This is a genomic window from Exiguobacterium sp. E4787 (assembly GCF_018618375.1).
Lineage (GTDB): Bacteria > Bacillota > Bacilli > Exiguobacteriales > Exiguobacteriaceae > Exiguobacterium > Exiguobacterium chiriqhucha.
Map to the genome: position 1 here is coordinate 134,323 of NZ_JACSLY010000008.1, position 18,363 is coordinate 152,685.

Genomic DNA, 18,363 nt, shown 5'->3' on the forward strand with positions numbered 1-18,363 from the left:
TAAGGAGGCCATTCCGTTTTGAAACATTACGCGCACGTCAACGGCACGAAAATCGAATATATGGACCGAGGTCACGGTCCGGTCATCATCCTGATTCATGGGACCCAGTCGTCAAGCCTCGAACCGTACCATGTGGACCGGCTCGTTTTGTCCGATTTCCGGGTCATTGTCCCATCCCGTCCCGGCTACGGTGAGACTCCTTACTCATTTTCAGCCTCACCTCAAGTGTTCGCCGCTAGCTTGCGTCGCATGATGGAAGTCATGGCCATCCATCAGTATCACGTGTACGGTATCTCGGCCGGGGGACCAACCGCCATCGAGCTCGCGTCGCAGAATGAGCATGCGCTCAGTCTCACGCTCGCGGCCGCAGTGACGAGTGTCGTCGACTTCCCGTATCGGCACTACGTCAGCCGTAACGTCGCCCAACCGGCGTTCATCGCGCTACAGTTCGCCACGAGACAGTTCGTCCTCCGGGCGATTCAAAAACAGCCTTTCGAAGCGACAGCCCGCATGATTCAATCGACGAGCCTGCTCGCACTCGATGTCATTCGTGACGAAGTGACCCCGTACGATATCTTCTTATTGAAACGGGTCGCGAACCAAATGGCGTTCGGTCTCGGTGCCCAGTTCGACTTGCGGCAACAAGTGACCGATGAAGCGCTACTCGGGGTGACGTGCCCGACGTATATCGTCCACTCCAAAAATGACAAGGCCGTTCCGGTCCGACACGCGCATCATGCGAAGCGACTCATCCCGCATGCCCAGCTCACCATCTTGAACAGCCCCGGCCATTTGATTTGGATCGGGCGTCAAGCGCGAAAGAGTGAGCAACGAATTGAACGCTTTATCCGCTTCAACTCGTAAGACGCCAGCAAGGCGTCTTTTTTAGTCACCTGACTCGAGGAGCCCAATCAATTCCTCTGTCACGTCAGCGGGCAGGCGGTAACCAATGTTCGTGTCGTCCGCGTCGTAAAGGCTGCTGTCCGATTTCGGATCATCATTGAGCCACAGGTAATAGCGGTCCGTCTCCCCATCTTCGAACCGGATTTCGATATCGTATTCCGGTCCGACCACATTGGCAACACCTGGAATTTCGTCTGCCTCACGAAGCATGTTCTCGAATACTTGAATCGCTTCAGGTTCGTCGAACGTCACGATGTCACTCTCCTGAAAACTTGAGAATCCATCCGATTCCGAGACACGGACCTCTTCCATCCCATCCGTCCGGAAATCGTTCGAGCCACAGCCGGTCAAAGTAAGTGTTAATACAGTCAGACCAAGAACTGATATATGACGTTGTTTCATAAAATAGACTCCCTCTGTCTGTATATGGTTGATATACGCAAATCAAGCAGGTAAAGTTTCACATCACACGTCAGTCGGTCACTCATCCACCCCAAGCACTTGAATCAACTGATTCGTCGTGTCTCCCGACACGCGATAGATGAAGTGAGGATGGGTCACGTCCATCAAATAGCTCGGTTGCTGTTTCTGACCGAGCCAAAGCTGATACTGTGCCATCACGCCGCCCTTCCAATGAAGTTCCAGGTCAAAGTCAGGTTCCCCGTGAATGGAATCTTCGAGCGCCTCATCTGCATTCCGCAACATGTCCGCAAACGGTCTCACTTTCTCGATTCCATTGAACATGATGAAATCCGTCTCATTGAACGAACCGATCCCTGACGACTGGGCGACTCGCGCTTGAATCATTTCTTCTCTATCCAATTCACTTTCCTCCGGCTCTATGAAAGCCTTGAACATCGCCGAAGCCACTGTCATAATGGCTCGATTTCGCTTCATTCCCTCCACCCCATTCGCGTTGATAGTCATCTTTTACGAAAATCCGGACGAAAGGTTTCACAATTTTTGACATCGAATCACTCATGCCTGTCTTCGCGATCTCTCTAAGAAAATCGGCAACAGGTTCAAGATGATTGAGATGCTGGTGAGAACCCATAATGCCCGTTCCATACCTGGTATGACATCCGCCAACGCACTCCAATCCTCCGCTTCGACCCAGACAGATAAATAGCTGTAATCCGCGCATACTGTCAATGCTGTCAAGGACAACGCAATCGCCATCGGCAGCTTGTAATCTTTCCCGACGCTGAACGTATATAAATTGACCAGTGTCGCCCCAATCGCCAGTAATCCCAAAATCATCCACACGTAAACCATCCCCTTTATCATATGTAATTTATTACCTATTCTCAGAATAGCATATAGTGCTCAATTTAATGGGAAACAAAAAAGCCGAGCCGAAGCTCAGCTTTTCCTTATTGATACGTCCAACCGGTCAGGCTCGCAGTCGCGCCTTCGTAGCGCAACTGTTTCTCGAGCTCGCTCGGGAAGACGCGAAGCGTAGCGACCGCTTCACCGTCATTGACGAAGCACTCGACACTCGACGAGTCGACGAACACATGGAGCGACGTCACGGCAATCGCTTTCGTCCGTGTCGTGCCATACTCGGTCGCGAACGGCTCGCCGGCATTCGTCCGGTCGATTGTCAATTCGCCCGCCGACGCGTCGTAACGGATGACGAGCGACTCGTCTCCGACTTGAAGCAAGTCGAGGCTGAAGTCTAAGCCGTCCGTTTTCAGCTCCAGCTCGTACCGTTCCGGTGTCGCGACGCTGATTGACGTTCCAGACGCATCGAGGAATGTGTCTTGGCGAAGCGTTGTCATCTCCGTTACCGGACGCTGCTTGAGCGATCCGTCCTCGATTGTGAGCACACGCGGTAACGTCAAGGCGTGGGCCCAGCCGAACCGGTCCGTCGGATACTCGATTTCCGGGAGTCCCATCCAACCGACGAGAACGCGACGTCCGTCCTGTTCTGTCGTCTGTGGAGCGTAAAAATCGAAACCGAAATCGAGCTCCTCGAACGCGCCGTGTATGAACGTCAACGTTTTAAGGTCGAGCTTGCCGATCAAGAATCCGGACTGATAGATGTTGTGATAGCGATGCCCATCCGGTTCAATCCCTTGCGGCGAGAAGACGAGGACATGCTGCCCGTTCAGTTCGAACACGTCAGGACATTCCCACATGTAGCCGAACGAATCGAGTCCCGTCTCAATCTCACCAAGGAACGTCCACTCGTCCAAGTCGCTTGAGCGATACAACACGACGCATCCTGTCTCGTCCGTGCGTTGTGCGCCGACGACGGCGTAATAGATACCGTCCTCGATCCACACTTTCGGGTCACGGAAGTGTTCGGTGTACCCGGCCGGAACGTCCGGGATCGCGACGTTACGTCGCTCAATCTTCCCATCTCGTAACACACCGATTACTTGCGAGGCGTGACGCGTCCAGTCATCCGTCCGATGATTGCCGGTGTACATGACGTGGAGTTCTCCGTCCTTCACGAACCCGCTGCCTGAATAGGCACCGTGTGAATCTTCGGTCGTCTCCGGGACTAACGCTACCCCGCGGTCCGTCCACTTGACGAGGTCGGGTGATGTGACATGATACCAATGCTTGAGACCGTGTACCGGTCCGAGAGGGAACCACTGATAAAACATGTGATATTCCCCGTTGTAATATGTGAATCCGTTCGGGTCGTTCAGGAGTCCCGTCGGCGGTTGGATGTGGTATCCGAACCGCCACGGGGAAGCCGCCGTCTTTGTGCGGAGCGTCTCCATCTCGAGGGCACTCACGTCACGTAACGAGCGATAACGCTCTGCCTTCGTCCAACTCATAACATCACTTCCTTTTTCTTAAGCTGCTTCTTTTACTGCTTCTTTTTTCGCTTGGCGTTTTGCGAGCACGAACGTCAATCCGAAGGCGACCGCGAAAGCGATGGCCATACCGATGATATACGAGACGATTGACGCTGGTGCAATCGAGATGATCCCTGGAAGACCTGCCGCACCGAGGGCGACGGCGAGGACTTCACGTCCGACGATGAACGCCGAGGCGATTCCTGAGCCGATAATGGCCGCGATGAACGGATAGCGTAGTTTCAAGTTGACCCCGAACATGGCCGGCTCCGTGATTCCAAGGAGTGCCGAGATACCAGATGCCGAAGCGACACCTTTCATCTTTTGATCACGTGTCAAGAAGAAGACAGCGAGTGTGGCCGCACCTTGTGCGACGTTCGACATAGCTGCGATCGGGAAGATGAATGATCCGCCCGTACGTGCGATATCGGCGAGAAGTTGCGTCTCGATAGCGATAAAACTGTGGTGCATCCCTGTGATGACAATCGGTGCGTACAAGAGACCCATGACGAGACCGCCGAAGAAGCCGAGTGAGTCGTACGTCCAAACGAGACCGTCGATAATCAAGTTACCCGCTTCGCGTGTGATCGGTCCGACGAAGGCGAACGTGACGAACGCCGTTACGAGGAGCGAGAGGAGCGGTGTGAGCAAGATATCGAGTGAAGCTGGCATGAATTTACGGATATTGATTTCAAGTTTCGACAAAATATAAGCGGATACGAGGACCGGTAACACTTGTCCTTGATAACCGAGTTTCTCGATTTCAAAGCCGAGAATATTCCAAACCGGGATATCGCCAACCGTTGCTTGCGCATAGGCGTTGACGAGGTCCGGGTGAACCATGATCATCCCGAGCGCGGCGCCGAGGTACGGGTTCCCCCCAAACCGCTTGGCGGCGGAGAAACCTATCAGGACAGGTAGGAAGACGAAGGCGGCGTTCGCGAACGTGTTGATCATCGCGGCGAGATCAGCGATGCCAGGGTACTGGTCAATCAATGAGCTGCCGTCAAAGAACAAATCAGGTGCCGTGAGCAAGTTGTTAATCCCCATCAAGAGACCACCGGCGACGATGGCCGGAATGATTGGGACGAAGATATCCGATAACATCTTGACAAACTGTTGGAGCGGGTTGCCTTTCTTTGCGCCGGCCGACTTGACGTCGCTTGTCGACATGTCGCCGAGCCCTGTCAATTGAGCAAATTCGGCGTACACTTTGTTGACCGTACCTGCACCGATGATGATTTGGTACTGGCCACCGGTCGAGAACGTTCCTTTGACGACGTCTAAGGCGTCCAATTTCTTCTCGTCGACTTTTGATTCGTCGTTCAAGACGAGGCGGAGCCGGGTCGCACAGTGGGCCGCGGCGGCGACGTTGTCTTTCCCGCCGATCGCCTCTAAAATCGCTTCTGCTTCTTGTCTGTAGTTCATGCTGGTTTCCCTCCTAGCGCTTCAAGCACGCGTTGTTGTGATGGTATGGCTGGAATCGCGCCGTATGCCGTGCATGTCAATGCACCGGTCACGTTCGCATATTCGATGTCCTGCAAGAGTCGGTCGTCATCCATCCCGAGTGTCGACAACCGATATAGATAGGCTCCGACGAAGGCGTCGCCCGCTCCCGTCGAATCGACGCTGTCGATTTTCACTGAAGCGATGACATCTTTGACATCTTTCGTCGCAATCAGCGTCCCGCGCGAGCCGAGCGTGATGGCGATTCGTTTCGCACCCGCTTCAAGCAGTGACGCGACCGCTTGATTCAAATCTTCAAGCCCCGTCAACAAGTGCGCTTCTTCTTCGCTCAATTTGACGAAGTCCGCTTCGGCGATGAAGTGGAGCGAATCTTGTTTGAACGCCTCGAGGTCGGTCACGAGCGCGTCCCGATAGTTCGGGTCGAACGAGACGAACAGGCCGTCACGCTTGGCGAACTGGAGCAGTTTGAAATAGGCGTTCTTTAACTCGCCGTCGAGGAGTGCCGTCGCCGATCCGAAGTGGACGATGTCCCCTGATTTGAAGACCGACAAGTCGATTGACTCGAAGGCATAGTCGCCATCGCTGCCGCGTCGAAACGTGAAGTCTCGCTCCCCGTCCTCTTGAATCGAGACGAACGCAAACGTCGTGTCCCCTTCCTCCACCAAGTTTTCGACACCGACGCCATTGTCGACGAGCGTCTGTTTTAAAAAGCGCCCGAACGGGTCTGCCCCGACTTGACCAAGGAAACTTGAGCTTCCGCCGTGTTTACTGACGACCGCGGCGACGTTTGCCGGTGCTCCCCCTGCTTTCTTTACGAAAGTCGTTCCGTTGACGAGGTCGCTCGACGCGTCCTCACAAACCCAATCAATCAATAGTTCACCAATGCAATGTACGGTGTTCATCCGTCCACCTCCATGTCCAAATGTGTTGCTTCGTAGCTTCTATCGAACCGGTTCCATAAGCGAATAAAAAATGTTGCGGAACCGGTTCCGCAACACAAATGTAAACGATTTAATTTAAAATGTCAACGCTTTCGCGCAATTTTAATTCAAAAATTGTGAACGTTTTCATCGGGATGGTTTCACCTGTTAACAACTGGAGAATCATGTCAGCCGCTCGGGACCCGGTCCGACGGTATGGGAGGTGGACCGTCGTGATGGACGGATGGAGCACTTCGGTGAAATCATAGCCTCCAAATCCACTCACCGAGATGTCGCCCGGGACCGTCTTGCCGGCGTTGGCAAGTCCCTTCAATACGCCGAGAGCGATGTTGTCGGTCGCACAGACGACGAGTGACGCCGACAGTTCATGCCCTATCTGAGCCCCAATCGGAATCGCGTCATCGATTTTAAATGACGTCGTGTACGTCTTCACATCCGCCCCTGCCTCGTTGAAAGCGCGTAAGAAACCGTCACGTCTCGTTTGACCGACGGCGATGTCGTACTCCTCGACACCCACATAGATGACATCGCGATGCCCCCAATCCATGAACTGCTTTCCGAGGGCGTACGCCGCGTCAAAGTCGGGATAGACGAGGCTATGAACGTGTCCATGTTCCTGACCGATCAATAGGACTGGGATTTGAATATCTTTTATCGCCTGTAAGTGCCGTTCCGTCACGGTCGTCCCGAGCCAGATGATACCGGCCACTTTTTGTTTCGCCAAGTTATATAGCTGCTCAATCTCCCGTTCGGTCTGTTGGGCAGTGTTGACGACGAGCATTTGATACCCGCGTTCGGTCAGTCGTTCATCGATGCCCATCATCGTCCGCGAAGCGGCATAGGAATCGAGCCGCGGGACGATGACACCAATCATTTTTGTCTGTTTTGACTTCAAGCTTTGCGCGAACTGGTTCGGCTCATAGTTCGTCTCTTGGATGACGCGCTCAATCTTATCTCGGGTCGCCTGTCCGACCGAGCCCCCGTTCAAGTAACGGGAAACGGTGCTTTTCGCGACCCCGGCCAGTTTGGCGATGTCATTGATTGTCACTTGTTTCATCTCAAAAACCTCCATACGAAAAAACTGACGCGTCAGACGCCGTCAGTTCAATGGTTGATTACATATCGTTTTTTAAAGTTTAAATAGTAAAGACCGTTCCGTTTCTCGAAGCCGTTCTTCTCGAGGACATGGCGTACCGCTTTCTGATGCGGACTAGTCGGCGGGATGCCGGCACGAACGGTATGCCCTTCTTTCAAATCGGATTGCTCGAGCGCGAGGCGAAGCCCTTCAGTCGCATAGCCCTTGTCTTTGTATGGGTCAAACACCATCAAATCAAGCTGATAGACACGAGCCAGTTTCAAGAGCAACACTTTTCCGACGACTTGACCATCGACACGGAGGTCGTAATAGAAGTCTTCCCCATAGCTATGGGCGTCGGCTGAGTACACCTGCTCTTCGCCCATCTCGACAAAGATGCCTTTTAACTCTTCGGCTGACATGCCGTAAGAACTTTGACCGTATTTTTTAAAATGCTCATATTCGATCTCATCAATCTGACGAATAGGTTGACGCACGATTTCCATCCCGTGCCCTCCTTAACAGTTATCTCATTGTCTTTCCACACTCATTATATACGAACGGCGCCGTGAAGCGCAAAAGATAACCGAAATCAGACCGGTTCGATGTGAATGTGGACTGTATCGACGGCATGGTGTTCGTCGAGTTCGCGCTCGATGTCATCACATAAATCGTGCGCCTCCTCGACGGAGAGGCTTCCTTCGACGGCAATCGTCACATCGAGCATGACGTGATTGCCGAGGTGACGTCCTTTGATTTCACGGACTTCCTTGACGGCATCAAAGTGTTGGATTGTCTCTTCATACGAATCGACAAGGTCCGGTGGGAACCCGTCCGAGAGCTGATGGGTCGCGTCGAGAAAGATTTGAATCGCCGTCCGGATAATCATCCCCGCGATGAGGACGGCGAGCACCGTATCCATCCACGGCAATTTAAAGTAGGCAAACAGGACGCCGAGCGTAGCCCCGATTGAAATCATGGCGTCGGCGAGATTGTCTTTCGCTGCCGCCTTCAAGGCGAGTGACCGGGTCTGCTTGGCCAATCTCGAATTGTGCGCATATACGCCGAACATGACGAGCGCACTCACGAACGCGACGACGGCCGCGAGCGGGTTCGGTTCCACGTATTCGCCCCCAATCAGAGTGGCGATACTGTTCAATAGAACGAACACCCCAACGGCGACCATGATCAGTGATGCGACGAGTGCGGCGAGTGTCTCCATCTTGGCGTGCCCGTATTTATGTTCCGCGTCTCGGGGCAGCGCGGCGATGCGAATGCCGATATAGACGGCGATTGAAGCGATGATATCGGTCGTGTTATTGAATCCGTCGGCGAGGACGGCTTCCGAATTATACAAATAACCGAATACGACTTTTAGGACAGATAAGACCAAATACGTCGTGATGGATAAAATGGCGCCTTTGAGCGCTTTCGGTGGATGAGTTGTCGACTGCATCCGACCACCTCCTTATTAGCTAAGTCAGTATACCAGTCGAATGTCGTGTGGGCATAGAGAAACAGTGTTTCCCTCAGTCAAATAAAATGGAATATATTCCCGGTAGTTTCGTCTTTCGATAATTATGGTAAAGTAAATGAGAAGATACCTAACGGTTACCCAACAAAAGAGGTGAAACGAATGTTTACAGAACGTGATGGAATCAAGCTTCGTTTGGAACAAATTGACAGATTACTCGCCGATTTGAACCGAGAAGCAAAACAATTGATGGCTCGTCTACGCGAACTCGACGCAAGCGGTGAAAACCCGCATGAAGTGACGCTCAAGCCGGAAGATCGCGACACGCTCAAATCGTCAATCGATGAGACGCTCGAAGCGCTTCAAAGCCGCTCGAAACGCCCGATCAACCCGAACGATGAGAAGAAGAAAGAACTCGCCTCGCATAAGGCGCTCATCGATGAATTGTCGGATTTACTCAGCAAGAAAAAATGAGACGCCTCTGCGTCTCATTTTTTCAGTAAGGAGATACTATGACTTATATCGTTACGACTTGTTTACGCCCGACCGAGGCAACCATCGAACGGGCCGCGGCTCACGCAGCAACGTACGACGTCCGTTTTATCCCCCGACGCAAACACTCCATCGACACGTTAAAGCAACGCCACCAGACAGGCGTCCTCGTCTTTGATAAGCGCCGTGTCGAATATACCCCGCTCGACGGAGATGAACCGTTCTTTTTCCACCCATCGAGCTCGGTTTTCCGTGTGAAGCAACTTGCGCGCGGTGGGAACGACCCGCTCGTCGATGCTGCCGCAATCAAGCCAGGTGACCGAGTCCTAGACTGCACGCTCGGGCTCGGTTCGGACAGCATCGTCCTCAGTCACGCCGTCGGTCCGACCGGTCGCGCCGTCGGACTCGAGAGTGAGTTCGTCACCGCGGTGCTCGTCAAGGAAGGCCTGACCGTCTGGAAAGAGAAACACGACGCGGTCAATGAGGCGATGCGTCGACTCGAGGTAGTTTGGATGGAAGCCCTCACCTATTTGAAGACATGTCCGGACGATTCGTTCGACGTCGTCTACTTCGATCCGATGTTCGAAAAGACGATTTCAGAATCGGTTCACTTGAACCCATTACGATCGCTCGCCAATACGAATCCACTGTCTTTTGAACTCATGACGGAGGCCCGTCGTGTCGCGGCCAGACGGATTGTCCTAAAGGCTCATTTTGAGAGTGAGACGTTCGAAACGTTTGGTTTTAAAAGGATTGTTCGCAAAACGTCCAAATTTCATTACGGCATCATCGATGTAGAGACTTGACCCCTTAGGTCTTTAGGACCAATCGGGACGAAAGTCTCTTTTTTTGATTCTTATTTTCTGAATATTGACATTAATCCGACACAAGTTTAATGTTGGATTCAAGCTCACACAATTTCCCATTATTTTCACAGGAGGTTAGTACAAATGAAAAAACGTTCCATCGGTCGCACGACGCTCGCCGTCGCGCTGACATCGGTCATGAGCGTCAGTGCGATCCCGGCCGTCGGTGCCGCTCCACTCGCCGCCTCACCGCTACCAACCCCGAGCACGAATGCTCCATTCGATCACAACATCATCGATGAGGATCGGCTCGCCAAAGCGCTCGAGAAACGAGGCGTCATCAAAAAAGGGCTTTCGGCTACTGAGCGCCACAAGGCCGTCGATGCCTATATCGAGAAGAAGCAAGGCAATGCGAAAGACGCCCATAAGCACGGCTTGAACGATAAAGCCGCTGAAGCGAAAGAGAAGATACATAACCAATTCGAGAAAGAATCGAAACGTCTCCTCAACAAAGCGAAAAAAGGACAAGCGAACTATCGGAAAGGCAAGCCGAACGGTCAAGTCAAAGTCGACCCGGCCAAGCAAGCTGGCTATAACGGAGCCGTCCGTGAAGACAAAGTACTCGTCCTTCTCGTCGAGTATAGCGACTTCAAACATAACAACGTCGTTCAAGAAGAAGGCTATCTCTATAGCGACAACTTCAGTAAAGAACACTACGAGCAGTATATGTTCGGCGATGAGTCGTTCGAACTGTTCAACGGTGAAAAAGTCCAAACGTTCAAACAATATTATGAAGAGCAGTCGGGCGGCAGCTACACGGTCGACGGCACGGTTTCTGACTGGTTGACTGTCCCGGGTACGGCGAAAGACTACGGTGGTGATAATCCGGCTGGCGGGAATGACAACATCGGACCAGGTCCGCGTCAACTCGTCAAAGATACGTTGAACGCGGCGGTCGCCTCAGGCATGGACCTCGCCGAATACGATGAATACGATTTATATGACCTCGACGGTGACGGCGACTTCAACGAGCCGGACGGCTTGGTCGACCACTTGATGATCATCCATGCCGGTACTGGCCAAGAAGCGGGTGGCGGTGTCCTTGGTGATGACGCAGTCTGGTCACACCGTTGGGTCGTCGGGAACAGCCCTTACCGTGTAGCTGGAACGACAGCAGACGTCCCGTACTGGGGCGGTCAAATGGCGGCATTCGATTATACGATTCAACCGGAAGACGGCGCAGTCGGCGTCTTCGCTCACGAATATGGTCACGACCTCGGTCTTCCAGATGAATACGACACACAATACACAGGTCAAGGCGAACCGGTCCAATCATGGTCGATCATGAGTGGCGGCAGCTGGGCTGGTAAAGTGGCAGGTACGGAGCCGACGAGCTTCTCGCCACAAAACAAAGAGTACTTCCAAAAATTGATGGGCGGCAACTGGGCGAACATCACGGAAGTTGATCTTGAAGACATCACACAACAAGGTTTCGTCTCGAAACTAGATCAATCCGTGACGAAATCGACGAACCCTGGATTGTTGAAAGTAAACCTTCCAGACAAGAAAGTAAAAGGCATCGAGCCAGCATTCGGCGAGTATTACTACTACTCGACAAAAGGCGATAACTTGCATACCGAACTCGCAACACCGACGGTCAAACTCGGCGCGGACGGTACGCTCGCTTTCGACACACGTTTCGATATCGAATTTGACTACGACTACTTGTACGTGAAAGCACTCAGCGGTGGCAAAGAAGTCGTCCTTGACGTCTACGGCGATGACAACACTGGAAACGGTGCGGAATCGACGAACGGTGCTTGGGTGAACAAATCGTACGACTTGTCTCAATTCGCGGGTCAAGACGTGCAAATCGTCTTCGAATACGTGACAGACGGTGGACTTGCCCTTGAAGGGTTCGCACTCGACAACTTGTCGATTACGTCAGGCGGTCAATCGCTTCTCGCAGACGATGCGGAAGGCGCAGAGAAAGTCACGCTCGACGGTTTCGTCAAGTCGGACGGCTATGACACGAAACCTCACTACTATTACCTTGAATGGCGCAACCATGCTGGTGCAGACACAGGTCTCTTGAACGGCCGTGGCGTCAAGTACAACACAGGTCTCGTCGTCTGGTATGCGGATGATTCGTTCTCAGACAACTGGGTCGGGATTCACCCGGGTGAAGGTTTCCTCGGTGTCGTCGACTCGCATCCTGAGGCCCTTATCGGTAACTTGAACGGTCAAGAGACAGTCGCTGGCAGCACGCGCTACCAGATCGCAGATGCGGCGTTCAGCTTAGATAAGACGCTCCCATGGTACATCGATTCACCGAGCCGTGGCATCTATGACTACAAAGCTCAACCAGGCGTGAAACAGTTCAACGACGCCAACACGTACATCAACTCGCTCATCCCAGATGCGGGCCGTAAACTTCCACAATACGGACTCGTCGTCGACGTCGTCGGCGAAGCGAAAGACAATTCGGCTGGAGCTGTTTGGGTCCGGACGAAGTAAGCATGATTCAACGCACCCCCGCCCTTCTCACCATGAGGAGGACGGGGGTCTTATTATTCTAAAAAAGCTTGAAATTTCATGACAGACTGTGTAACATACTAGATGTAACCGCCTCTGTAGGTTAGTGGCAGACCTCAGCAATGGTAATGCTGCAGCACGAGTTCGATTCTCGTCGGAGGCATCAAAATAAAGCGACCTTCCTTTTAAGGACAGGTCGCTTTTTCTTTTGGTCATAGAAACTGTCTTGACACGGTTTCCGTTCCTCTATAAACTTGTAAAGTTGACAGAATGAATGATTTGGAAGGAGTACGATCCCCATGCTCAATGAATGGTTATGGATTCCTTCTGCCTTGCTCACGCTCGGTCTGCTCGTCCTCAGCTACAAGCTGTTCGGACGCGTCGGACTGTTCGCCTGGATTGCGATGGCCTCGGTCGTCGCCAACATCCAAGTGACGCAGCAGATTGTAATCGGTGGTTTCATCTTTACTCTCGGGAATATCGTCTACGGTTCCCTTTATTTAGCGACAGATATCTTGAATGAAAAATACGGTCGTCACACCGCCCGTAAAGGCGTCTGGCTCGGCTTCTTCATCTTGATTGTCTCGACCGTGCTCATGCAATTCGCATTGCTTTATGAGCCGTTTGAAGAGGCACTGTTCATGCATGAGAGCTTCAAAGCGCTGTTCTCGATGCTTCCGCTCATCACGCTCGGTAGTCTCGCCGCGTACCTCGTCTCGCAACTGTTCGACGTCTTCATCTATTCGAAGATTCGCGCCAAAACGGGTGAGAAAAAACTGTGGCTTCGGACGACCGGTTCGACCGTCGTCTCTCAGTTCATCGATACGCTCACTTTCTGTACGATTGCCTTCTGGGGCATGGAATGGGATATCTGGTGGAACATCTTCATCACGACATATGTCGCCAAGTTCATTATCGCCTGGATGGCGACACCGTTCATGTATTATGCGAAACGGACCGTCCCACAGGACGACGAGACAGAAAAAGCTGCTTAATCAAAAACCGCGAGCCGATGGGCTCGCGGTTTTTACTTTCCTTTGATATGAAGCCGCACCGCATAAGGGCGTGCATCTTCAAGCGACGATTTCTCCCGACAAACGGTGAGCGCCACGTACGCGTCGATGGCGAGCGCCTCGATGGCCTCGTCCGTCGCCTCGACCTCTAGTATGGTGTAGGGCGGCAGTTGTTCCAATTTGATCCACTGCCCGTGTAAATTTTTCGCGTAGATGATTGGTTCGTCGATCGAATAGCGTCGGAGTAAGTCCTTGACGTTCATGCGATCCCTCCTTCACCAACTCTGTCTTTCTATTATAGAAAGCGTTTGCAATCCTGTAAACCGCGCTTCCTAAATTTTGGTGGCTTTCCCCCTTCACGATTCACTTCAAATAGCCGATAATCTAGGTAGAGAAATGAGGTGAACCGATGCGCTATCGACGACAAGAAACGTTTCGCTATATTTTACCGAATCCCCGCTTCATCCCATATCGCCTCATTTGGGAAGACAAAGAACTGCATGACGGGGAAGCACAGCTGCTCAATATCAGTGCCCACGGTCTGAAGATGCGGTGCGACTACTTATTCCCACTTTCCGAAGGGCTGAAAGTTCAGGTCAAATTGGATCTCGTCCCGTTGATTCAACCGCTCGACTTAACGGGCCACGTCAGGCACCGCGGACAAATGGGAAGCCTATATGATTACGGGATCCGACTCGAATCAGACTCAGACGAGACCCAGCAACTCGTGACGATGATTAAAGCGTATGCTCGTGAAAATCAATGAGAACGTGTCGATTGACACTTCTCATTTTTTGTTCGCTTGATTCCAGGGTATACTAATGGAAACAGAGACAGACTCGAGGTGTTGGGCATGACTAGAAAGTTTTTACTCATTCCGTGGGCCACTGCGATTGCTATCGCGCTCCTCGGCCCGAATGAACCGTTCTCGAGCCGGTTTTTGCTCGATTTCATCACGTATAATACGGACGCCTATGAAGGATATTCGCTTTCCCTTTTCAGCATCCTAGGCGTCTATCCGCTCGCCTTGTTCCCGCTTCTTTGGTCTGAAGTGAACCAGTTGCGCCCGAATCCTCTCATACCGGCAGCGACCGGTTTCATCGTCGGCGGCTTCATCATTGCCCCGTACTTGGCGTTCGCGCGGCAGTCGCCTTATCCGACACCGATTAAGCCGCTCCCGACGCGACTGCTCGGGGTGCTACTCTTGCTCGTCACGATTGGCTTGTTCATCGCCGCATCAACGACCGGGAACGTGGCCGAATATTGGTCTTACGTCGAACAGAACCAGTTCGTCCGGACGATGACGGTCGATTTCGTCTTGCTCGCCTTCATCCAAATCACGTTGATGAATCGGGATGCCAAGCGCTACAAGATGAGTTTGTGGCCTCTGCCTTATATCCCCTTGTTCGGTTTGTTGTTCTGGCTAATCATTCGCCATAAACAACCGTTCAACGAGGCACCACCGAACCGCCACAAATTAAAATGAGACGAGCCCCTTTCACATTCAACAAGGAAGGGGCATCTCTATGGAAACCGGGATGACGGTTCCCAAATCAGTCCAGCTCCTTTATACTGAGAATTCAGCTTACAGACGAAAGAAGGTACACCAATGAGATTTTTTAAAGTGATGACGCATACGAACGACAGAGGCGAAGACATCATCTTGAGCGAATACTTCAAAATTAACGACAAACAAGTCGATCAGTTTTTGAAGGACACGCTCGAGCTTGATATGTACGACCAGAAAGTGACACTGAAAGAGTGTCAAATCGCCAAAGACCGTTGGGAATGTCCGGTCGGCGATTTCGTCGTCGTCGAGTATTTCAATGAGAAAGAATTCGACAAGATGACCGAGTATCGCAGCCCGGCACCGAAGAAATAACAATAAAAAGGGATTTCCGACATTGATCGGAAATCCCTTTTTGTATGAAGCGCCGATCAAGCATCGGCGTCCTTAGTTTGAGTCATCATTGTCCTGTTCCGGGTCCGGATCTGGATGTTGTGTCGGTGCCGGTTTTGTGGCCGGATCTGACTGTTCATCCGGGACTGGATCTGGGTGTACCCCAGGCTGTGATTCATCACGTTTCATTGAGCATCCCTCCTCTGCATAATGCATTAATTCCACATTCCGTCTTCACTAAAACATCAGTGTATGTCTTTGTTACCGATAACACGACGCGAGATGGCTTTCTCGATTTCGACGATGACAAAGACGATGAGACCGAACGCGACCGGATAAATCCAATCTTGCAGCTCGAGCGGTGCGGTACCGAACAGCGTATGCATGAACGGTACGTAAGTGATGAACAACTGGAGCCCGATCAATAATGCTGAGACGACAAACGCGATTTTATTGTCGAAGAAATGACGGTTGAACGCTGGCGCGAGTTCGGTCCGGCAGTTGAACAAGTGGAACAGTTGCGCCATAACGATTGTATTGAGCGTGATCGTCTGTAACTTATCGGTCGAGTAATCGAAATCGCCGAGCATATAGTTGATAATTAAACTACCGCCCCCGATTAAGATTGAGACGAACGTGATGCGGAAGATGTAATAGCGACTTAATAGCGGGACGTTCGCCGGACGTGGCGGCCGTTTCATCGTGCTCTCTTCAAGCGGCTCGAACGCGATAGCGAGCGAGAGCGTGATGGCGACGACCATGTTGACCCAGAGGATTTGAACCGGGCTGAGTGGTGCCGCTGCACCAAGCAAGATGCTCATGGCGACGAGAAGTGCTTGTCCACCGTTTGTCGGGAGCAAGAACAAAATCGTCTTCTTCAAGTTATCGTAGACACGGCGTCCTTCACGGACGGCGTTGTAAATCGTCTTGAAGTTGTCATCGACGAGGACCATCTGCGAGGCCTCTTTCGCGACTTCCGTTCCTTTAATCCCCATCGCGACACCGATGTCGGCCCGTTTCAAGGCTGGTGCGTCATTGACGCCGTCTCCGGTCATCGACGTGATTAAGCCGTTCTGTTGCAACCCTTTGACGAGACGAAGTTTATCGTTCGGGCTCGTCCGTGCGAAGACGTCATTATGAACCGACGCCTCTTTGATTTCTTCGTCGGACATGTTCGTCAATTCTTTCCCTTCGAGGGCACCTTCGACTTCCATGCCGAGTTCTCGCGCGATGGCGACGGCCGTGTCTTTATGGTCACCGGTGATCATCTTGATACGGATCCCAGCGTCACGACAAGCCGCGACCGCTTCGATTGCTTCTTGACGTGGCGGATCGACGATACCATAAAGCCCGAGGAACGTGATGCCGTTCTCGACGTCTTCGTGGTCGACCGTCTCTTTCGAGGCGTCGACGCGCTTGAAACCGCCTCCGAGCACGCGTTGTCCGCGGTCGGCAATCTCTTTTCGTTTCTCATCCCAATAGGTGCGGTCAAACTCCGTGTCTTCCGCCATATCGAACAGGCGGTCCGGCGCCCCTTTGATGAAGATCATGCGCTCGCCCTTATAATCGACGAGCGTCGCCATATATTTGTACTCCGAATCAAATGGAATCTTCGAGATGACGTCCAAACGTTCGATCGGCCGCTCCGCCTTTTCGGCGAGCGTGAGCAAGCATGCTTCCGTCGGGTCACCATTGACGACCCATTCGCCGCCTTCTTCGTACAACTGGGCGTCGTTACACGTTTTCCCGACCGTTAGCAAATCGATCATCGACTCGTCATCATCCAAATCGAACGGTTGACCGTTCAATTCCAAATCACCGTCCGGCTCATAACCGCTCCCTGAAACTTCGATGTCGTGTTTGGCCGAGACGACTTGTTTGACGGTCATCTCGTTTTTCGTCAACGTCCCGGTCTTATCGGTACAGATGACCGATACGGCGCCGAGCGTCTCGACCGATGGTAGGCTGCGGACGATGGCTTTTTTCTCAGCCATGTTCCGGACACCGAGCGCGAGGATGATCGAGATAACGGCCGGTAACCCTTCTGGAATCGCGGCGACGGCGAGACCGATTGTCGTCAGCATCAACTCAATCGGGTCGAAATCGCGGACGAAGTAACCGAACGCGTAAATGACGACCGAGATGACGAGGATGGCGATGGATACCGTCTGACCAAACTTCGTCGTCTGGCGAATGAGCGGCGTCTTCACCGTCTCGACTTCAGCAATCGAGGCGTTGATTTGGCCGAGCTCCGTGTCTTCTCCGATGGACGTGACGATTGCTTTCGCGCTTCCTGTCGCCACGCTCGTACCTGAATAAATCATGTTCTTGCGATCGCCGAGGACGGCGTCTTCCGGGACGACTTGGATTTTCTTCTCGACCGTCGTCGCTTCTCCCGTCAATGCCGACTCCTCGACTTTGAATTTCTCGGCTTGAATGACACGGGCGTCAGCCGGTACCTTGTCTCCGGCAGCGAGGACCAAGATGTCCCCTACGACGAGGTCGCTCGAGTCGACTTGACTCTGCTTGCCGTCACGGATGACGCTCGCCTTCGTCTCGAGTAACTTTTTAATGCCTTCTAACGCTTGCTCGGCCTTGTTCTCTTGAAGGTAACCGACGACCGCGATAATCGTCACGACGAGTACGATGACAATCGTATCGATGTACTCCCCTAAAAAACCTGTGACGACCGCGGCACCGAGTAAGACAAAGACAAGAATATCATTGAATTGACGTAAAAATTTTATGATTTCAGGTGTCTTCTCTTTCTCGGGCAGTACGTTCTTCCCGTACTGCTCTTGCCGACTTGACACTTCCCCTTTCGACAGACCACTGTCCGTGTCCGTCTCGAGCGAACTTTGTACCGCATCCGGTTCGAGTGCGTGCCAATTTTTGTTCTCCATCTGCATCTCTACTCCTCCTTGGTCATTCCTATATGAAAAGT

The 18,363-nt window shown here is 52.4% G+C and carries 20 protein-coding genes and 1 tRNA gene; 9 read left to right on the plus strand and 12 right to left on the minus strand.

The window, feature by feature from the left end; genetic code table 11:
- Positions 1–18: 18 nt before the first annotated feature.
- Complete coding sequence (locus KNP80_RS10605) at positions 19–864, plus strand: alpha/beta fold hydrolase (RefSeq protein WP_214834725.1); 846 nt, start codon at positions 19–21, stop codon at positions 862–864.
- 21 nt (positions 865–885) lie between these two features.
- Here KNP80_RS10605 and KNP80_RS10610 read toward each other — a convergent pair whose 3' ends face one another.
- The 9 genes from KNP80_RS10610 to KNP80_RS10650 form a co-directional block, all read right to left on the minus strand.
- Complete coding sequence (locus KNP80_RS10610) at positions 886–1,305, minus strand: YhfM domain-containing protein (protein ID WP_214719645.1); 420 nt, start codon at positions 1,303–1,305, stop codon at positions 886–888.
- 78 nt (positions 1,306–1,383) lie between these two features.
- Positions 1,384–1,800: a YhfM domain-containing protein gene (locus KNP80_RS10615; RefSeq protein WP_214719646.1), complete on the minus strand. Its 417-nt coding sequence runs from the start codon at positions 1,798–1,800 to the stop codon at positions 1,384–1,386.
- Positions 1,801–1,881: 81 nt separating this feature from the next.
- Positions 1,882–2,169, minus strand: a complete 288-nt coding sequence (locus KNP80_RS10620) for a hypothetical protein (RefSeq protein WP_214834726.1) — start codon at positions 2,167–2,169, stop codon at positions 1,882–1,884.
- Positions 2,170–2,276: 107 nt separating this feature from the next.
- The gene (locus tag KNP80_RS10625) at positions 2,277–3,695 is read right to left on the minus strand and encodes a sucrose-6-phosphate hydrolase (protein ID WP_214834727.1); all 1,419 of its coding nucleotides are present in this window, start codon (positions 3,693–3,695) and stop codon (positions 2,277–2,279) included.
- Positions 3,696–3,713: 18 nt separating this feature from the next.
- Positions 3,714–5,144 carry a sucrose-specific PTS transporter subunit IIBC gene (locus KNP80_RS10630; protein ID WP_214834728.1) on the minus strand — a complete coding sequence of 477 codons (1,431 nt, stop codon included), beginning with the start codon at positions 5,142–5,144 and terminating at the stop codon, positions 3,714–3,716.
- Complete coding sequence (locus KNP80_RS10635) at positions 5,141–6,085, minus strand: carbohydrate kinase family protein (RefSeq protein ID WP_214834729.1); 945 nt, start codon at positions 6,083–6,085, stop codon at positions 5,141–5,143. The genes KNP80_RS10630 and KNP80_RS10635 overlap by 4 nt, the downstream gene beginning before the upstream one ends.
- Positions 6,086–6,194: 109 nt before the next feature.
- Positions 6,195–7,181, minus strand: coding sequence for a LacI family DNA-binding transcriptional regulator (locus KNP80_RS10640; protein ID WP_214719651.1), 987 nt, complete (start codon positions 7,179–7,181; stop codon positions 6,195–6,197).
- 47 nt (positions 7,182–7,228) lie between these two features.
- Complete coding sequence (locus KNP80_RS10645) at positions 7,229–7,705, minus strand: GNAT family N-acetyltransferase (RefSeq protein ID WP_214719652.1); 477 nt, start codon at positions 7,703–7,705, stop codon at positions 7,229–7,231.
- 86 nt (positions 7,706–7,791) lie between these two features.
- A complete protein-coding gene (locus tag KNP80_RS10650; protein ID WP_214834730.1) occupies positions 7,792–8,655 on the minus strand; it encodes a cation diffusion facilitator family transporter in 864 nt (287 codons plus the stop codon).
- 180 nt (positions 8,656–8,835) lie between these two features.
- On the opposite strand from KNP80_RS10650, the gene KNP80_RS10655 reads away from it, so the two are divergent.
- The 5 genes from KNP80_RS10655 (at position 8,836) to KNP80_RS10675 (ending at position 13,501) form a co-directional block, all read left to right on the plus strand.
- On the plus strand, positions 8,836–9,147 hold the full coding sequence (locus KNP80_RS10655; protein ID WP_021067357.1) for a hypothetical protein: 312 nt from the start codon (positions 8,836–8,838) through the stop codon (positions 9,145–9,147).
- Positions 9,148–9,185: 38 nt separating this feature from the next.
- Positions 9,186–9,971: a class I SAM-dependent methyltransferase gene (locus KNP80_RS10660; RefSeq protein WP_214834731.1), complete on the plus strand. Its 786-nt coding sequence runs from the start codon at positions 9,186–9,188 to the stop codon at positions 9,969–9,971.
- A 144-nt stretch (positions 9,972–10,115) separates the two neighbouring features.
- Positions 10,116–12,488 carry an immune inhibitor A domain-containing protein gene (locus KNP80_RS10665; protein WP_214834732.1) on the plus strand — a complete coding sequence of 791 codons (2,373 nt, stop codon included), beginning with the start codon at positions 10,116–10,118 and terminating at the stop codon, positions 12,486–12,488.
- 110 nt (positions 12,489–12,598) lie between these two features.
- Positions 12,599–12,669, plus strand: a tRNA-Thr gene (locus KNP80_RS10670).
- Positions 12,670–12,805: 136 nt separating this feature from the next.
- A complete protein-coding gene (locus tag KNP80_RS10675; protein ID WP_214834733.1) occupies positions 12,806–13,501 on the plus strand; it encodes a queuosine precursor transporter in 696 nt (231 codons plus the stop codon).
- Between the two features lie 32 nt (positions 13,502–13,533).
- On the opposite strand, the gene KNP80_RS10680 is transcribed toward KNP80_RS10675, so the two are convergent.
- On the minus strand, positions 13,534–13,782 hold the full coding sequence (locus KNP80_RS10680; RefSeq protein ID WP_214719659.1) for a hypothetical protein: 249 nt from the start codon (positions 13,780–13,782) through the stop codon (positions 13,534–13,536).
- Between the two features lie 146 nt (positions 13,783–13,928).
- Between KNP80_RS10680 and KNP80_RS10685 the strand changes: the two genes are divergently transcribed.
- The 3 genes from KNP80_RS10685 (at position 13,929) to KNP80_RS10695 (ending at position 15,401) form a co-directional block, all read left to right on the plus strand.
- On the plus strand, positions 13,929–14,285 hold the full coding sequence (locus tag KNP80_RS10685; protein WP_021067352.1) for a PilZ domain-containing protein: 357 nt from the start codon (positions 13,929–13,931) through the stop codon (positions 14,283–14,285).
- Between the two features lie 87 nt (positions 14,286–14,372).
- Positions 14,373–15,005, plus strand: coding sequence for a hypothetical protein (locus tag KNP80_RS10690; RefSeq protein WP_214834734.1), 633 nt, complete (start codon positions 14,373–14,375; stop codon positions 15,003–15,005).
- Between the two features lie 123 nt (positions 15,006–15,128).
- Positions 15,129–15,401, plus strand: coding sequence for a hypothetical protein (locus KNP80_RS10695; protein ID WP_021067350.1), 273 nt, complete (start codon positions 15,129–15,131; stop codon positions 15,399–15,401).
- A 72-nt stretch (positions 15,402–15,473) separates the two neighbouring features.
- Here KNP80_RS10695 and KNP80_RS15935 read toward each other — a convergent pair whose 3' ends face one another.
- Together KNP80_RS15935 and KNP80_RS10700 are read right to left on the minus strand one after the other, a co-directional pair.
- Positions 15,474–15,608 carry a hypothetical protein gene (locus tag KNP80_RS15935; RefSeq protein WP_260570643.1) on the minus strand — a complete coding sequence of 45 codons (135 nt, stop codon included), beginning with the start codon at positions 15,606–15,608 and terminating at the stop codon, positions 15,474–15,476.
- Between the two features lie 56 nt (positions 15,609–15,664).
- Positions 15,665–18,328, minus strand: coding sequence for a cation-transporting P-type ATPase (locus KNP80_RS10700; protein WP_214834735.1), 2,664 nt, complete (start codon positions 18,326–18,328; stop codon positions 15,665–15,667).
- Positions 18,329–18,363 lie beyond the last annotated feature (35 nt).

Coding starts and splice junctions, on each gene's coding strand:
- KNP80_RS10610 (WP_214719645.1), bottom strand. CDS start 1,305: ATGAAACAACGTCATATATCAGTTCTTGGTCTGACTGTATTAACACTT.
- KNP80_RS10615 (WP_214719646.1), bottom strand. CDS start 1,800: ATGAAGCGAAATCGAGCCATTATGACAGTGGCTTCGGCGATGTTCAAG.
- KNP80_RS10625 (WP_214834727.1), bottom strand. CDS start 3,695: ATGAGTTGGACGAAGGCAGAGCGTTATCGCTCGTTACGTGACGTGAGT.
- KNP80_RS10630 (WP_214834728.1), bottom strand. CDS start 5,144: ATGAACTACAGACAAGAAGCAGAAGCGATTTTAGAGGCGATCGGCGGG.
- KNP80_RS10635 (WP_214834729.1), bottom strand. CDS start 6,085: ATGAACACCGTACATTGCATTGGTGAACTATTGATTGATTGGGTTTGT.
- KNP80_RS10640 (WP_214719651.1), bottom strand. CDS start 7,181: ATGAAACAAGTGACAATCAATGACATCGCCAAACTGGCCGGGGTCGCG.
- KNP80_RS10645 (WP_214719652.1), bottom strand. CDS start 7,705: ATGGAAATCGTGCGTCAACCTATTCGTCAGATTGATGAGATCGAATAT.
- KNP80_RS10650 (WP_214834730.1), bottom strand. CDS start 8,655: ATGCAGTCGACAACTCATCCACCGAAAGCGCTCAAAGGCGCCATTTTA.
- KNP80_RS10655 (WP_021067357.1), top strand. CDS start 8,836: ATGTTTACAGAACGTGATGGAATCAAGCTTCGTTTGGAACAAATTGAC.
- KNP80_RS10660 (WP_214834731.1), top strand. CDS start 9,186: ATGACTTATATCGTTACGACTTGTTTACGCCCGACCGAGGCAACCATC.
- KNP80_RS10665 (WP_214834732.1), top strand. CDS start 10,116: ATGAAAAAACGTTCCATCGGTCGCACGACGCTCGCCGTCGCGCTGACA.
- KNP80_RS10675 (WP_214834733.1), top strand. CDS start 12,806: ATGCTCAATGAATGGTTATGGATTCCTTCTGCCTTGCTCACGCTCGGT.
- KNP80_RS10680 (WP_214719659.1), bottom strand. CDS start 13,782: ATGAACGTCAAGGACTTACTCCGACGCTATTCGATCGACGAACCAATC.
- KNP80_RS10685 (WP_021067352.1), top strand. CDS start 13,929: ATGCGCTATCGACGACAAGAAACGTTTCGCTATATTTTACCGAATCCC.
- KNP80_RS10690 (WP_214834734.1), top strand. CDS start 14,373: ATGACTAGAAAGTTTTTACTCATTCCGTGGGCCACTGCGATTGCTATC.
- KNP80_RS10695 (WP_021067350.1), top strand. CDS start 15,129: ATGAGATTTTTTAAAGTGATGACGCATACGAACGACAGAGGCGAAGAC.
- KNP80_RS15935 (WP_260570643.1), bottom strand. CDS start 15,608: ATGAAACGTGATGAATCACAGCCTGGGGTACACCCAGATCCAGTCCCG.
- KNP80_RS10700 (WP_214834735.1), bottom strand. CDS start 18,328: ATGCAGATGGAGAACAAAAATTGGCACGCACTCGAACCGGATGCGGTA.